Origin of the sequence: Pedobacter glucosidilyticus DSM 23534 (genome assembly GCF_000425145.1) — a bacterium.
Classification (GTDB): Bacteria; Bacteroidota; Bacteroidia; order Sphingobacteriales; family Sphingobacteriaceae; genus Pseudopedobacter; species Pseudopedobacter glucosidilyticus.
Genome location: NZ_KE384311.1, coordinates 143,732 through 160,157 on the forward strand (window position 1 = coordinate 143,732; position 16,426 = coordinate 160,157).

The window sequence follows — 16,426 nt, forward strand, 5'->3', positions numbered from 1 at the left end:
TGTTTAATGATTTATATTTATTAAATACAATTAAATTAAAGAAGTTTTTATTCCTTTGTGGTCATAAACCAATAACCCTTATTCATGAAAAATTTATTTATTAGCCTAACCATTGCCGCGATTTTATTATCGTTAAGCAGTTTTATGATAAAAAAAAGAGAAATTAAAATTTTAGTATTTTCATGTACTAAAGGATTTAGGCATAAGAGTATTGAACCTGGGTTAGAAGCTATCAAAAAAATTGGAAAAGAAAAAGGCTACACCATTATACATTCAGAAAATCCAGAAGATTTTACAGATAAAAACTTAAAGCAATTTAAAGCATTGTTATTTTTAAACCCAACAGGAAAATCATTATTTAACGATGCTCAGAAAGCCGCTTTCAAAAAATATATCAATAGAGGAGGAGGCTTTGTCGGTGTACACGCAGCTACAGACTGTAATTATGATTGGCCTTGGTACGGTAAGCTAGTAGGAGGCTTTTTTGCAGGTCATCCAAAAGTACAAGAAGCAAAACTTGATATTTTAGATGCGAATCATCCGGCAACAAAGGGTTTACCAAACCCTTGGATGCATACAGACGAATGGTATAATTTTAAAGACTTTAATAAAGATGTTAAAGTGATTATGAGTGTTGATGAAAAGAGCTATACAGGAGGTAAAATGCCTGATTTTCATCCGATGGCTTGGTATCATGAATTTGATGGTGGAAAGGTTTTTTATACCGGTTTAGGGCATACTATTGAAGATTTTCAAGACGAATTATTTTTAAAACACCTTGCCGGAGGTATAGAATATGTCTTAAAATAGCATATCCCTATAAATAAGCTTAACTTTGTCAGCTTAATTATCCATATTTTGAACAATTTTAAAGATTTAGGAATTCATCAAGAGCTTATCAAGGCTCTTGATGAATTAAATATAAATACCCCAACGGTTATCCAAACCCAAGCTATTCCGGTTTTATTAAAAGGTAAAACAGATTTTATAGGCCAGGCACAAACCGGAACAGGTAAAACAGCGGCCTTTGGTTTGCCATTATTAGAATTGGTAAATCCAGAACAAAAAAGCATTCAAGCCGTAATCATTTGTCCAACCAGAGAATTAGGACAACAAATAGCTAAACAGCTTTTTAAATTCACCAAATACCTAAGTAAAAAGATCTTTGTTGAAGCCGTTTATGGTGGCGAAAAAATTGATATTCAAATAGGTAGATTAAAACGCCCAACACAAATTTTGGTAGCTACACCAGGTCGCTTAATAGATTTATTAGAGCGTAAAGCGGTTGATTTAATGGAAGTTAAAACTATTGTTTTAGACGAGGCTGATGAAATGTTAAGCATGGGTTTTAAGCAAGATATTGATAAAATCTTAAGTCATACTGCACAAATAGATAGAAATATTTGGCTTTTTTCTGCAACCATACCATTAGCTATTAAGCAAATTATAAATGATTATATGGCTGATGATGCTTATAAAATTGAAGTAGACCATAAAGATGTGATGAATACAGCCATCGAACATCAATATGTGATTTGCGATATCAAAGACAAGCCTAATCTTTTACAGAGTTTCATTAAAAATAATGACGGTAAACGTGGTATTGTATTTTGTAAAACAAAGGCTGGTGCGCAAACACTTGCCAAGCAATTATTAGCCAAAAATTTAAAGGTTGAGGCCATACACGGAGATTTAGGTCAAAGAGATCGTGAAAAAGTAATGAGAGCTTTTAAAAGCGAAAGATTACAGGTTTTAATAGCAACAGATATTTCTGCCAGAGGAATCGACGTAAGTAATTTATCCTATGTTATTCATTATCAATTACCAGAGCAATTAGAATATTTTACACACAGAAGCGGGAGAACTGCTAGAGCTGGAAACAAAGGACTTTCTTTAGCATTTGTAGCGCCATCAGAATTAGAAAAAATTACAGCTTTAGAAAAAGAGCTAAATATTTATTTCGAAAAGATTAGCATTTAAAGAAATGGAGAAGCAACCAAACAATCCATTACATGGCAGAACCTTAGAAGCTATTCTAAATGATTTGGTTGAATTTTATGGATGGCCAGCACTTGGATTAAAAATTAAGATTAAATGTTTTAATGAGCATCCAAGTGTAAATTCTAGTTTGAAATTCCTAAGAAAAACAGATTGGGCTCGTATAAAAGTTGAAGAGCTTTGGATAAGAACTTTTAGAAGATAATTATTCTAAGTACTTGTTTTTATCATGTTTATATCTTATTTTTATTATAAAATGCGGTAATAATTATCAAATATGATAGCTGAAATTGTAAGATATAAAACTATTCTAAATACTTTAGGTGAGTTAGTTCAAAAATCTCCATTCAAAATAGATTACATTATTAGAGAAACTGGAATAAAGCCCGCAACATTTTATAGAAAAATGAAAGGTGGAACATTTACACCAGACGAAGCTTTAAAAATTGCTATTATACTTAACCCTGAAGAAGCTTATATACATGAACTTAAAGAGAGTATTAAAAAAGCTAAAGATGATATACAAGCAGGTATGACTTTCAAACATCAAGATGTTATTGAAGAAATAAAAAGAGAATTACTTTAGATTAGAGAAGTTTTTTTAAAGGTTTTATTCTTGTTGAAATATATTAAAATTTAGCAGTTTTATGCTTTATAATCTTTTATAAAAAAATGACTTATAATTAACATTATGTTAAGTAATAAAATAACCTCCCTTTAAGGGAAGTATTTATATCTATAAAGTTGATTGTATTTTAGAACTATCTCCCACAATCCAAACCATATCATTTTCTTGGAAAACCCAGTTAGATTCTGGATTAACAATACGTTCTGCGTTTCTTTCTATACCTACAACAATTCCGTCTGTTAAATCTTTAATTTTTGATTCTTTTAAAGATTTACCTTCTAAGAATGAATTCTTCCTAACCAATAACTTATGTAATTTAGGCTGATAATGGTCTTGTTGCTCTAGCATTTTTTTGTCTGGCCTGATGATAGAGTTCAACTTTCTAATTTGTGCATCTGTACCTATAATGTTTAAAATATCGCCCGGATAAATAATGGTATTACTCTCTGGAGAATGAATAGTTAAACTTCCTCTGTTAATCATTGCTACATTTATACCGGCTCTTTCTCTCCACTTTAACTCCATCAAAGTTTTTCCAACAGCTGGAGATTCTGGCTTAACCTCTATTTCTGTAAAGTGAGCATCCCATGGAGCTAAAATTTCTTGCTCTTTTTTTGGATGAAGTTCTTCATCGTTATAATTTTTTAAGAAAAGCATTTCTAATTTTAGATATACTTTCTGAACCTGCTTCCAGAAAATTAGTAATACTACGATAATGATTAAGGCTGCATATAGCGCTACTTCTACAGAAAGCAAATTATTTAATAAGGTAATGATTAAAGCAGCAGACAATAAAAGTCTAAATAAACGCATTACTACCACCAAATTACGATACAAACGTTCGTTTTTTAACTCTACTACTACCCCACTATATAAATTTCTAAAGGTTAAAGCATATAAAAAGGGTGATAAAATAAGCATGGTTATCACTAAAGATATAATATTGCCCCAAACTGCATTTTCTGTTTTACCTTGAATAAACGGACTTAAATAATTAGACGATATTAAGATGATTGCTAAACTTATACTAAAGTGTATTAAGGTATTAGCTGTATATGATTTAACAAATAATTGCCAATTAGAAACGGTTGTAACACTTTGTGTAGCAGAGCTATATCTGTTTAAATTTTCTATCCATTTTGACGGTAAAACCTTATTAAGCCAATTATAAAATGGGAAAGATAATTTTATAAGATATGGTGTTGTGAAAGTACTTATTGCTGATACTGCTACCGCAATTGGATATAAAAAAGAACTAGTTACATTTAAAGTAACCCCTAGTGTGGCAATAATAAATGAAAACTCTCCTATTTGTGCTAAGCTGAAGCCGGTTTGTACAGATGTTTTTAAAGGTTGCCCAGATACTAAAGCGCCTATTGATGAACTAAATATTTTCCCTACGATAGTTACTAAAACAATTATTACAACAGGTAAAGCATGTTCAACCAACATGGCTGGGTCTATCAACATCCCAACAGAAACAAAAAATACTGCCCCAAAAAGGTCTTTAATAGGCATTACTAAATGTTCTATTTTTTTTCCCTGACTGGTTTCTGCCAATATAGACCCCATGATAAAGGCTCCTAATGCCGGAGAAAAACCAACTTTTGTTGCTGCAATCACCATTAAAAAACATAAAGCCAAAGAAATAATAAGTAACATTTCTTCGCTTATCAAAGGTTTAATTTTCTTTAAAAAACTTGGTAAAAAGAATATGCCCAACACAAACCAAATCACTAAAAAGAAAATTAGTTTTAAGATAGAAAACAACATTTCTGAGCCCGCAAATTGTTGACTAACAGCTAATGTAGAAAGCAAAACTAAGAGTACCACAGCTACTAAATCTTCTACCACAAGTACTCCAAATACTAAGCCTGCAAACTTTTGTCCCTTTACTCCTAGTTCTTCAAATGCTCTAATAATAATGGTTGTAGATGATATAGAAAGTATACCGCCTAGAAAAATACTATCCATGGTAGACCAACCGAAAGCTTTGCCTGTAAAATAACCCAACAAAAGCATCACCACTACTTCTGTTACAGCAGTTATAGAGGCCGAGCCTCCTACTTTTATCAATTTTTTAAAGCTAAATTCTAATCCTAAACTAAATAGGAGAATAATTACCCCTATTTCTGCCCATACGGTTACGTTTTCGGTTTCTACAATGGTTGGAAATAAGGTAAAATGCGGACCTACTAAAAAGCCTGCAATGAGGTATCCTAAAACTAAAGGTTGTTTTAGGTATTTAAATATGAGCGTAATAATGGCTGCTGCGCCGAGTATAAGTCCTAAATCGGTAATGAGATTTGGTAAGTGTATCATAAATTATATATCGTATTATTTTGATTTAATAGAGTTCATTAGCTTTAAGAAAGCTTTTCCAGAAAACTATGAAATGGAAATAATAGCTGGGATATATAATAATGTTTTGATATTGAGGTTATTAAACTTTTATGAAGGATATAATTATCATTATTTTCAAAGTTTAAGTTAAAACCAGACCTGTTAAAATTGGCTGTTAGCCTGGCGTTTTTTCTTAAAATAAATTGGTTTTCCTGATTAATGTCTGATGTGAGTAATTTATTAGCTTTTACATACTTCTTAAAATAACTTTTTACTGAAAAGCAATCGTTTTTAAGCAATAAAGATTGCTTTTGCTTATCTATTGCTAAGCTATGGCAGTTAAAGGATATTAAAATTATAGTAATTAAAGTAAATAAAAACCTCATATCGCAAAATATAATAAAAAAACAACTATTTAAGGGTTTTGAGTGTCTTTAAAATGTCTATTTTTTGATTTTTCATATCCTTCCAAGGGTCTTCTCTGTCTTTTAAAAGTGCTAAAACGTTTTTAAAATGGAAATCCTTCATATCTAAGTTTTCATCTACTTCATCCCAACTTAATGGAAAAGAAACCGTTGCATTAGGTTTAGGTCTTACAGAATATGGTGCTGCAATGGTTTGTCCTCTTCTGTTTTGCAAGTAATCTATATAAATTAAATTTTTTCTTTTAGAGGGGCTTCTTTCTAGACTGGTAATTTCTGATGTTTTTTCATGCGCTTTTTGTGCTATAAATTCGGCAAAATTTCTAACAATTTTAAAATCATATTTGGCAGCCAAATAAATAAAAATATGTAAGCCACTGGAGCCAGATGTTTTGATATAACTGTTAACTTTTAAGCTGTCTAACATCTCTTTAACCGCTAAAGCTACTTGTACAACCTCTTTAAATTCATTTTTATCAGGATCAAGATCTATAACTAAATACTCTGGATTTTCTGGTTTCTTGTAAGTGCTTAACCATGGATTTATCTCTATACAACCTAAATTAACCATGTATAATAAAGATGCCTTATCATTACAAATAAGATAATCTATCTCTTTATTATTACTTTCTGAGTGTATTTGGGCCGTTTTGGCCCATTTAGGAATTTGCTTTAAATCTACATCCTTTTGATAAAAACCAGGTTTAGTTATCCCATTTGGATGCCTGTTTAAAGAAAGTGGTTTATCTTTCAGATAAGGTAGAATATAGTCGGCAATATGCTCATAATAATTTAACAATTCTCCTTTAGTAATTTTTTCCTTTGGCCAATAATATTTATCTAAATTGGTCAATTTTACCTTTTTAGTTCCAAAAGTTTTAGTTTCCTCAGTTCTAGAAATCTTTTCTTCTTTTACCTCTTCCATATTTTTATCTGGTCTTAAGCCTTTAAAAACCGGATGTCTTAGATGATGATCCATTGTCCATTCCGTATAAGTTACTTCACAAATCATTTGAGGTTTAACCCAAGTTACCTTACTTTCCATATTTACTGGATCTGCAAAAGGCTTTTCTGAAGTAATAATATCTTCCATTTGTTGATGAAGACTTTTCAATGTTTTATCATTAAAACCTGTTCCGCAATTACCTATATAACTGAGCTTCTGGTTATCACCATACATTCCTAAAACTAAAGCTCCAAAATACTTTCTACTTCCAGCAGGTTGTGTAAAGCCACAAATAATAGCTTCTTGGCTATTACTCAATTTAATTTTCAGCCAAGAGTCTGTTCTTTTACCAGGATAATATTCATCATCAACTCTTTTGGCAATAACTCCCTCCCATTTTTGCTTTTTGGCTTCTTCAAAAAGCTTTTCGCCATCAGCTAAAATATAATCGTTAAATACAATATTTTCAGCTTTATACTTCTCTAGCAATACTTTTAAAAGCTTTTTTCTTTTTAAAAGAGGCATATCTAAAAGTTCATTTCCGTTGAGTTTTAAAATATCAAACACATAAAATTTAAGCGTAAGTCCTTTATCATTTGTATCAAAATGTTGTAACCATTGAAACTGATGAACATCATCTTTATTCTCTGCAACAATTTCACCATCTAAAATCGCATCAACCTTAATTTCTTTCAGATGATTACTGATTTGTTGATATTTTGATGTATAATCAATACCATTTCTTGAGGTTAATGTAATCTTTTCTCCTGTGCTAGCAATAATTCTGTAACCATCAATTTTTCTTTCGAAAAGCCAATTTTTATCATTAAAAATATGATTTGACAATTTGGTTAACATGGGCGAATAGCCATGCTCTTGAACTTTTTTTTGTTTTTCTTTTGGCTGATGTTTCTTTTCTGGCTTCTGTTTTTTAAAATCCTTTCCTGCTTTTATAACCTCTTTAAGGATAAGATTTTCGATATTAAAACTCTTGTTTACAGAAAATTCATCTTGATGTTTAATCAGAAGCCAAGCATCTTGTTCTGAGTTTTTAAGCTTAACCAAAGCAAATTCTCCTTTAAGAATTTTACCATTCAGTTTAAATTTTAAGCTACCTGTAGCTAAGCCTTTTTTTAACTCTTTTTCATCGTCTTTTCTTGTTTTTGATAAAGATTGATAATTGCCTTCATCAAAAATATAAACGGTACCAGCACCATAATTTCCTTTCGGAATTTCACCTTCAAAGTTTTTATAATCGTAAGGATGGTCTTCAACCATCATGGCTAAACGTTTATCTTTGGGGTTTAACGACGGACCTTTAGGAACGGCCCAACTTTTTAAAACACCATCTATCTCTAATCTAAAATCATAATGTAAGTGCGATGCATGATGCCTTTGTACCACAAAACTTAATGTTTTTCTAGTCGTTTTTTTTTGTGATTTTGGTTCTGTAGTTTGCTCAAAATTTCTTTTTTGCTGATACTTTGTTAAAGACATTTTATGCTCCTTTCTTATTCAAACTTTCTAATAATTGCTCGTACAAATCATCACTTTTGGCTTTTGTAGGTTTTAATTTTTTGATAGTTGGTCGTTTTCCTTTAGCTTTTGCTTTTATAATTTTTAAAAGTTCTGCGGTATAAGTGTCTTTATATTTATCGATATTAAAATCGGCAGTATATTGTTTAATTAAAGCTAAAGCTACATCTAGTTCTTTTTTAGGGATTTTTAAATCATCAGGAGTGTTAATTTCTGATGTGTCTTTTATTTCTTGAGCAAAGCGTATTCTGGAAATTACAATAACATTATCTTGCGGATGTATGATGCATAAATTCTCCTTTTGTCTTAATACAAACTGCCCCACCCCTGCCATCTTAGTCTTCTTTAAGGCATTGAGAAGTAAAGCGTAAGCTTTTTGTCCTTGTTTAGTGGCCTCGGCATAATACGAAGTTTCAAACAGCATTGGGTTAATTTCTGATGCTCTTACAAAAGTTTGTATATCAATAGTTTTGGTCTTTTCAGGACTTGCATCTTCAAAATCCTGATCTTCTAAAATGACATAATCATCTTTCAAGAAAAAACCTTTAACAATTTTTTCATACGGAACTTCTTTCTTTGTCTTTTCATTAACCCGTAAAAACCGGATGCGAGCGTGGTCTCGACTATCCAACATATCTAAATCTAAAGTGCTATTATCTATAGCCGAGTAGAGCTTGATAGGAATATTTACTAAACCAAAGGCAATGGTGCCATTCCAGATAGATCTCATAGTATTTGTTTTGATTTTAAAAACAATTACTATTCCAAAGAAGAAATCATAAAAAAAGCCCTCTGCTTGTGCAGAAGGCTTTGATTATCCTAATTTTATATTATGCAGAGTTTCTAGCTGCGTTTACTATACCATAAAGGGTTCTCAAAATAAGCTTATTATAAATTTGCTTTCTTTCATCAGATACATCATCAGATAAGGATTTGATAATAGCATATCTTTGGATGATAACTAAAGGCAACACAATTTTTTCTCTAAGAGAGATAGAGCGCTTATCTGTCGGATAATTTTCCATCAAAGTTTCTGTATTAGATAGTTCTAATAGTAAATTTTGGGTAAGGTCAAACTCCGCCTTCATACCTTTCCAGAACTCGCCAAATGTAGCATCTTCAGATAAATACTCGGTTAATCTAAAATCAGCTTTACTCATAGACATCATACAATTATCTACAACCGTTTTAAAGAAACCAGCATTTTTATACAAGCTTTTTACTTGTTCCCATTGTCCAGATTCTTTCAAAGCTTTTAAAGCTGTACCAACACCATAGAAACCTGGGATGTTTAATTTAGCTTGACTCCATGAGGTAACAAAGCTAATAGCTCTTAAATCTTCTAATTTCAATTCTGCATCAGAGTTTCTTTTTACTGGTCTACTACTGATATTGATTTGAGATAGCATTTTTAATGGAGTTTGTACCTCCATAAATTTCAAGAATAAAGGATGTTTTCTCAAATCCATAAACGCATGATAACTTATATCTGCCATTTGAGAGAAAAGTAATTTCTCATCATCATTCATGGTATTGCTGCTTTGTTTTTCTAGTGCAGAGTTAATACCAGCATGAATCAACTGCTCCATGTTATTGGTAGAGCTCTCATAAGTTCCATAATGCGAACTTATGGTTTGCCCTTGCACTGTCATTTGGATTTGCTTATTCGCAATATCTTTACCAAAAGAAGCATAGAATTTATGTGTTTTACCTCCACCTCTTGCCGGAGGTCCTCCTCTACCATCAAAAAAGGCTAAATCAATATCATACTTTCTAGAAACAGCCGTTAAGCTAGATTTTGCATAGAAAATAGAATAGTTTGCCATTAAATAGCCCCCATCCTTGGTACTATCAGAAAAACCAAGCATAATAACCTGACGTTTTTTTCTGATTTCTAGATGTTTACTATAAATAGGATGGGTATATAAACTTTCCATCACATGGTTAGCAAATTTTAAATCATCTATAGTTTCAAAAAGTGGAACAAAGTCTACATCCAATTCTTCCGCTTTCCAACCACTCCATAAAAATAGTTGTTTAAGTTGTAGAATATCAGATGCTTTTTGGCAATTACTAATGATAAACCTATGGCAAGCTCTCTTTCCGTTATCTGCTTGCATTTGTTTAATTAAACGGATAACGTCTAAAGCATCTTTACTTAATTCGGCAAAAGAAGCATAATTGGTAAAGTCTGCTTCGTTTAAAGGTATAGCAGCTATTTTTTCTTCTTCGCTTAAATCAAAATAATTTTCTGGCAAAAGCCCCTTCAACTCTTCTGATTCGATACATTCTTTAAATAAAGTTCTTAAAATGCGGCTATCTTGTCTAATATCTAGAGAGGCAAAATGACAACCAAAAAGCTTTACTTTCCAAATCATATCATCTACAAGCTCAATAAATAAACTATCGTGATGATTGATTAAAACCTCTTTTACCTTTCTTAAATTACTTAAAAGAGTTTCTTTAATATTTGAGCAAAACGTATTTTGTTGATAAGCGTTATTGTAAATAAGTTCTTCTAACTCTAGCAAATATTGCTCGGTACCGTTAAAAGTTATTCTGCGTTTAAGTTTTTTAAAATCCCTATAATAACATCTAAAAAGTGCTTGTCTTAAGAAAACAGAAACCTGCTTAGTTGTTTCGGCGGTAACAAAAGGATTACCATCTCTATCGCCTCCAGGCCAAAAACCTAATTCTATTAAACTATGGTTTCCTAAATTAAGTTTAAAAACTTCCTCTAGGTTATTATGTACATCTGATGCTGTTTGGTAAAGTATATTCTCTAGATACCAATTTAAACTAATAGCTTCATCAACCGGAGTTGGCTTTTTCTTTTTAAAGAAAGGCGTTTTACCCAGTTGTTGTAAAAGAAGGTTGATAGCATTTACATCATTATTTTTGATAGCCTCGGTTAAATCTGTCATGATACTTAATACCGGACCTGGATAAAACTGAGTTGGATGCGCTGTTAAAACTAATCTTAATTTAAACTCTCTTAAACAATCCTGAATACGTTTATACAATTCTTCATCTTCTAAAGCACTACTCATTAAGCTGCTTAAAGAGCTTAAATCTTCATTAGACCTTGTTTTTACAAATGCTGCATCTTCTACAGCATCAAAAAGTACAACTTGCCTTTCTATGTATTGTATAAACCTAAAAAGTAAGTCTGTAATCTCATGCTGGTCTGTTATCCCTTTTTGCTTGGCGAAGAAAGATTCAATAATATCATCTGGTCTTTGCTTTTCTTCTACCCCATTCTCGCAATGGGCAAAGAAATAAGGAAGTGCTAAACCCGTATTTTTTACACGATAAAATGGTAAAGTAAGAAAAAGACTATTGTACAGTTCGAATTTTGTGGTGATTTCGTTTTTAAATACTGTCTCTTTTGAATTTAGTTGAGGTCTTTGTGTAAACATAATTGGGCGAAAATTACGTTAATCTCAAAATCAATCCAAATTAAATTGTAATTAAAAGCCAAATTGATGATATTTTTCTAGAAAATAACCCTATAAAAACAAATAGCTTGCAAATTGCAAGCTATTGTTATAATTTTTGAAAGAAACGATGTTGATTACATCTGGTCTAATTGCTTTTTCAACTCAGCAGCTTTGTCTAACTTATTCAATTTAACATAAACTTCTCTTAAAGCTTTAGCTACGTTTCTGTCCTTAGGGTTTAACTCTCTGGCTTTCTCTAATAAAGGCAATGCTTTAGTTAATTGAGCATTAAACTGTCCTTTTAACGCATTATATTTTGCCTCATTGCTTTTGGTATTAGGTAAGGCATTAGCTTGGTTAATAAAAGCATTCCCTTTATCAATATAAATAACGGCAAGGTTATATACTGCATCAGCATAAGAAGGGTCTATTTCTAAAGCTTTGTTGTAAGCTTCCTCTGCTTTATCAAATTGTTTATTAGAGGAATAAGCTACACCCGCAACAAAATGTAAGGTTTTATTTTTAGGCTCTTGAGCAATAGCACTCTCAATTTTTGAAATTTGTTTACTTGCTTGACCTCTTGCTAAATACACATTTAACTCATCATAAATTAAGTTTAAATTGTTTGGATGAAGTGCTCTACCAGCTTCTATAACCTTTAAAGCATTAGCAGTATCGGCTTTACCCATATACAACCTACCTAATTCTTGATATAAAGCAGGATTCTTTGTATTTAGCTCCAAAGTTTTGTTGTAATACTTGATAGCTTCATCTGTCATTTGTGCGCTATTAGCCGCAATAGCTGTATACATGCTATATAACGAATCCTTTGGCATTACATCTGATATATACTTAAATGAAGTATAAGCTGTTTTATAATCCTTTTTATTAAATGCAGAAACGCCTCTGTTTTGCATCACAATAGAAAGATTTCTTTCAGAATTATCAATATTGTTTTTCTCTTTTCCTTCTTTATCTAATTCTTTAGCTTTTGCGATAGCTTCCTGTGCTGTTTTAAATGCTGCATCAGCATTACTCATATTGACAGTGTCAGTTACTGCTATGGCAGAATAAATTAAAGCTTTGTATGACCAAGCTTCTGGAGAATTTAAAGTTTTTTCGTGTACTGTAGCCTTATCAATAGATGCTTTGGCAGTATTTAAGGTTTCTAATTGCTTTTTTACAGAAGCTTTTGTTTGCATACCTACTTCAAAAATGGCATAAGTATTTTTGGCGGCACTAATTTCAGCTTTTTGAGCCATAGCAACTGTACAAAAACTTAATGCTATAAGGCTCGATAATAGTTTTTTCATTTTACGATTAATTGTATGTGTTAAACGATTAATTATTTTATTTATTCTGTTGTTTCTTCTCCTTCGTCTTCAATTGCATCGTCATCATCCTCGTCTATATCCTCATCAGAAAGGTCAGCTTCAATAACCTCAATATCGGTTACAATTGCATCAGTATTCTCTTCTGCTGTTTCATCATGTTCAACTTTAGCAACAGACGCAATTTCATCATTAGCTTTCAGATTGATCAGTCTTACCCCTTGTGTAGCTCTTCCCATAACTCTTAAATGACTCATCGCAATTCTAATAACGATACCCGATTTATTGATAATCATTAAATCATCTTTATCGGTAACATCTTTTATTGCTACAAGTTCACCAGTTTTATCGGTTACTTTAATGGTTTTAACTCCTTTACCACCACGGTTGGTTACTCTGTAATCTTCTAAATCTGTTCGTTTACCGTATCCTTTTTCAGAAACTACTAAAATGGTTGCTTCTGGCGAATCAATACTAATCATACCTACTACCTCATCTTTATCATGAGCTAGTCTTAAACCTCTTACACCAGTAGCAGTTCTGCCCATTGGTCTTACCGTAGATTCATTAAATCTGATTGCTCTACCAGAACGTAAAGCCATGATGATTTCTGAATTACCAGTAGTTAAGTTTGCTTCTAGTAGTTCATCACCATCATTGATATTAATAGCATTTATACCATTAGTTCTTGGGCGACTGTAAGCTTGAAGCGTAGTTTTCTTAATGGTACCCTTCTTGGTACACATAATAATGAAATTGTTTTCCAGATAATCTTGATCTTTAAGGTTAACAACCTTAATATAAGCTCTTATCTTTTCTTCTTTTTCAATATTAATGATGTTTTGAAGCGCTCTTCCTTTGCTTATTCTTGTTCCCTCCGGAATTTCAAATACTCTTAACCAGTAACATTTACCTTTATCTGTAAAGAATAATAAATAATTATGGTTAGATGCGATGAAAATATGCTCAATAAAATCTTCATCTCTTGAAGTAGAACCTATAGAACCTTTACCGCCTCTACCCTGTGTTCTGTATTCGGTTAAAGGAGTTCTTTTAATGTAACCTTCTCTTGAGATGGTAATTACAACATCCTCATCCTCAATGAAATCTTCTGTTAAAAGTTCGGCTGCAGAGTGTACAACTTCTGTTCTTCTTTCGTCGCCGTATTTTTCTTTTAGCTCGGTTAATTCATCCTTAATAATTTGCATTCTTAAGCCTTCATCAGCTAAAATAGCTTGTAAACGCTCAATTAATTTCATCAGCTCAGCATACTCCTCTTTAATCTTATCTCTTTCAAGACCTGTTAAACGGCGCAGCGTCATGTCTAAGATAGCTCTTGCCTGAATGTCTGTTAAACCAAACTGACTGATTAAACCTTCACGGGCATCATCAGGTGTTTGAGAGCTTCTGATTAATTTAATAACCTCGTCTAAATGATCTAAAGCAATTAATAAACCTTCTAAGATATGGGCTCTTTTTTGTGCCTCATTAAGCTCAAACTTGGTTCTTCTAATAACTACTTCATGCCTGTGGTCAACAAAATGTCTTATTAAATCTTTAAGATTTAAAAGCATTGGTCGGCCATTAACTAAAGCAATATTGTTAACGCTAAATGAGGTTTGTAAAGCGGTATATTTATAAAGATTATTAAGTACGATAGCGGCATTTGAATCGCGTTTAATTTCGTAAACGATACGCATACCATCTCTGTCAGACTCATCTCTAATTTCAGAAATACCTTCTATTTTTTTCTCGTTAACAAGATCGGCAGTACGCTCAATCATCATTGCCTTATTAACTTGATAAGGAATTTCTGTAACAATGATACGCTCTCTTTCGTTACCAAAAGTTTCAATTTCTGCTCTACCACGCATCATCACCCTACCTCTACCAGTTTCAAAAGCTTCTCTTACGCCTTCATAACCATAAATAAATCCTCCGGTAGGAAAATCTGGAGCTTTAACATGCTTCATCAACTCACTTATCTCGATATCTTTATTATCAATCAAAGCGGCTGTTGCATCAACAATTTCACTTAAATTATGTGGAGGCATATTTGTTGCCATACCAACAGCAATACCCGATGATCCGTTAACCAAAAGGTTAGGGAATTTTGAAGGTAAAACCGTTGGTTCTTCTAAAGAGTCGTCAAAGTTTAAGCGAAAATCAATGGTATCTTTATTGATATCTGCCAATAACTCCTCAGCCATTTTTTTGAAACGAGCCTCGGTATAACGCATCGCTGCTGGCGAGTCGCCATCTACCGAACCAAAGTTACCCTGTCCATCTACCAAAGGGTAGCGCAAAGACCAAGGCTGTGCCATACGCACCATGGTATCATAAACAGATGCATCACCATGTGGGTGATACTTACCTAATACCTCACCCACAATACGGGCAGATTTTTTGTAAGGTTTGTTACTTGCCAAACCTAAGTCTAACATACCAAATAATACCCTTCTATGAACCGGTTTTAAGCCGTCTCTTACGTCAGGTAAAGCTCTGGAAACGATAACAGACATTGAATAATCAATGTATGCGGACTTCATTTCCTCCTCTATATTAATAGGTATAATTTTGTCGTGTTGGTTTTCGTTTTGATTATCAGTTTCTTCGGCCATATTTAAAATATTCTATAAAAGAAAATGCTTATGTAAAAGCATAACTGCGAAGTTAATAAATTAGATGTAATTGCTTCTTCCTGTGGAAAAATTCTTGAAGATTAATCACCATATCATCCACCAAGGTTTTTTTATCTGTATAAAAACGCCATGAGCTTCGATTTTTAAGGGATAAGTTCTGAGATAATCACCTTGTCCTGCTTTTCCTTTTCCTGTTTTTAAGCAATACCCATAACGATGTACTGGACAAATGATATAACCTTCTTTGCACCAACCTCTGCTTAAATCAGCACCAGCATGCGGGCATGTTGATGCAAAAGCATAATATGTATTTTGATTATATGCAATACTAATTTTCTTACCATAAAGCTTAATCTGTATCATACCATCATTTTCCGGAAGGTTATCCAAAACTTTAATCCACTGCATCATTAGTTTCTGCGCTATAAAAACAGGATTTTTAAGCAAAATAGCATTATCTTTGCAAAATTAAAAAGATTAGCTTGAAGAATTTTATCCCAGAAGACGGCACTTTACTTCCTTTAATGGAAGAGTTTTACACCATACAAGGCGAAGGATTTAATACCGGTAAGGCGGCCTACTTTATTAGATTAGGTGGCTGCGATGTGGGTTGCCATTGGTGTGATGTAAAAGAAAGCTGGGATGCTGATTTACATCCACTTACACCTAGTGATGAGATTGTTAAAAATGCTACTCAATATCCGGGTAAAGCTGTTGTAATTACTGGTGGAGAGCCCTTGTTGTATAATCTTGATTATTTGACAAACAAGTTAAAAGAAAATAACATTTTAACTTTTATTGAAACTTCTGGTGCCTACCCATTATCTGGCAGTTGGGATTGGATTTGCTTATCTCCAAAAAAATTTAAAGCCCCTAACCCATCTATAGCTCAATTTGCTAATGAACTTAAGATTATTGTTTTTAACAAAAGTGATTTTGCCTGGGCTGAGGAACATGCTTTGTTGGTTGGCCCCAATTGTAAACTGTATTTACAACCAGAATGGTCTAAGGCTAATGAAATGCTTCCTCTGATTATAGATTATGTTAAGAATAACCCTAAATGGGAAATATCTTTACAAACGCATAAATATTTGAATATCCCCTAATAATACATAATTTAGTTAACTGAACTTAAATTAT

12 protein-coding genes are annotated in these 16,426 nt (G+C 32.5%); 5 read left to right on the forward strand and 7 right to left on the reverse strand.

Annotated elements, in window-relative coordinates; genetic code table 11:
- The first annotated feature begins 84 nt into the window (after positions 1-84).
- From H510_RS0113655 to H510_RS0113670, 4 genes are all read left to right on the forward strand, one after another.
- The gene (locus H510_RS0113655; RefSeq protein WP_026904833.1) at positions 85-810 is read left to right on the forward strand and encodes a ThuA domain-containing protein; all 726 of its coding nucleotides are present in this window, start codon (positions 85-87) and stop codon (positions 808-810) included.
- 48 nt (positions 811-858) lie between these two features.
- Positions 859-1,980, forward strand: coding sequence for a DEAD/DEAH box helicase (locus H510_RS0113660; RefSeq protein ID WP_026904834.1), 1,122 nt, complete (start codon positions 859-861; stop codon positions 1,978-1,980).
- 4 nt (positions 1,981-1,984) lie between these two features.
- On the forward strand, positions 1,985-2,203 hold the full coding sequence (locus H510_RS0113665) for a VF530 family protein (RefSeq protein ID WP_026904835.1): 219 nt from the start codon (positions 1,985-1,987) through the stop codon (positions 2,201-2,203).
- Between the two features lie 72 nt (positions 2,204-2,275).
- Positions 2,276-2,584, forward strand: a complete 309-nt coding sequence (locus H510_RS0113670) for a hypothetical protein (protein WP_026904836.1) — start codon at positions 2,276-2,278, stop codon at positions 2,582-2,584.
- Positions 2,585-2,734: 150 nt separating this feature from the next.
- On the opposite strand, the gene H510_RS0113675 is transcribed toward H510_RS0113670, so the two are convergent.
- From H510_RS0113675 to H510_RS0113710, 7 genes are all read right to left on the reverse strand, one after another.
- Entirely contained in the window at positions 2,735-4,948 is a 2,214-nt protein-coding gene (locus H510_RS0113675) for a monovalent cation:proton antiporter family protein (RefSeq protein ID WP_026904837.1), read from the reverse strand.
- A gap of 432 nt (positions 4,949-5,380) precedes the next feature.
- Entirely contained in the window at positions 5,381-7,834 is a 2,454-nt protein-coding gene (gene ligD, locus H510_RS0113685) for a DNA ligase D (RefSeq protein ID WP_026904839.1), read from the reverse strand.
- A gap of 1 nt (position 7,835) precedes the next feature.
- Positions 7,836-8,603: a non-homologous end joining protein Ku gene (gene ku, locus H510_RS0113690; RefSeq protein ID WP_026904840.1), complete on the reverse strand. Its 768-nt coding sequence runs from the start codon at positions 8,601-8,603 to the stop codon at positions 7,836-7,838.
- 100 nt (positions 8,604-8,703) lie between these two features.
- Entirely contained in the window at positions 8,704-11,292 is a 2,589-nt protein-coding gene (locus tag H510_RS0113695) for a phosphoenolpyruvate carboxylase (protein WP_026904841.1), read from the reverse strand.
- 155 nt (positions 11,293-11,447) lie between these two features.
- Positions 11,448-12,626 (reverse strand): tetratricopeptide repeat protein, encoded by a 1,179-nt coding sequence (locus H510_RS0113700; protein WP_026904842.1) that lies wholly within the window; start codon positions 12,624-12,626, stop codon positions 11,448-11,450.
- Between the two features lie 41 nt (positions 12,627-12,667).
- On the reverse strand, positions 12,668-15,265 hold the full coding sequence (gene gyrA / locus H510_RS0113705) for a DNA gyrase subunit A (RefSeq protein WP_026904843.1): 2,598 nt from the start codon (positions 15,263-15,265) through the stop codon (positions 12,668-12,670).
- 105 nt (positions 15,266-15,370) lie between these two features.
- Positions 15,371-15,697: a Rieske (2Fe-2S) protein gene (locus H510_RS0113710; protein ID WP_051291230.1), complete on the reverse strand. Its 327-nt coding sequence runs from the start codon at positions 15,695-15,697 to the stop codon at positions 15,371-15,373.
- Positions 15,698-15,768: 71 nt separating this feature from the next.
- Between H510_RS0113710 and H510_RS0113715 the strand changes: the two genes are divergently transcribed.
- Positions 15,769-16,392 carry a 7-carboxy-7-deazaguanine synthase QueE gene (locus H510_RS0113715; RefSeq protein WP_026904845.1) on the forward strand — a complete coding sequence of 208 codons (624 nt, stop codon included), beginning with the start codon at positions 15,769-15,771 and terminating at the stop codon, positions 16,390-16,392.
- The last annotated feature ends 34 nt before the right edge of the window (positions 16,393-16,426 follow it).

Coding starts and splice junctions, on each gene's coding strand:
- H510_RS0113655 (WP_026904833.1), top strand. CDS start 85: ATGAAAAATTTATTTATTAGCCTAACCATTGCCGCGATTTTATTATCG.
- H510_RS0113665 (WP_026904835.1), top strand. CDS start 1,985: ATGGAGAAGCAACCAAACAATCCATTACATGGCAGAACCTTAGAAGCT.
- H510_RS0113670 (WP_026904836.1), top strand. CDS start 2,276: ATGATAGCTGAAATTGTAAGATATAAAACTATTCTAAATACTTTAGGT.
- H510_RS0113675 (WP_026904837.1), bottom strand. CDS start 4,948: ATGATACACTTACCAAATCTCATTACCGATTTAGGACTTATACTCGGC.
- ligD (WP_026904839.1), bottom strand. CDS start 7,834: ATGTCTTTAACAAAGTATCAGCAAAAAAGAAATTTTGAGCAAACTACA.
- ku (WP_026904840.1), bottom strand. CDS start 8,603: ATGAGATCTATCTGGAATGGCACCATTGCCTTTGGTTTAGTAAATATT.
- H510_RS0113695 (WP_026904841.1), bottom strand. CDS start 11,292: ATGTTTACACAAAGACCTCAACTAAATTCAAAAGAGACAGTATTTAAA.
- H510_RS0113700 (WP_026904842.1), bottom strand. CDS start 12,626: ATGAAAAAACTATTATCGAGCCTTATAGCATTAAGTTTTTGTACAGTT.
- gyrA (WP_026904843.1), bottom strand. CDS start 15,265: ATGGCCGAAGAAACTGATAATCAAAACGAAAACCAACACGACAAAATT.
- H510_RS0113710 (WP_051291230.1), bottom strand. CDS start 15,697: ATGATGCAGTGGATTAAAGTTTTGGATAACCTTCCGGAAAATGATGGT.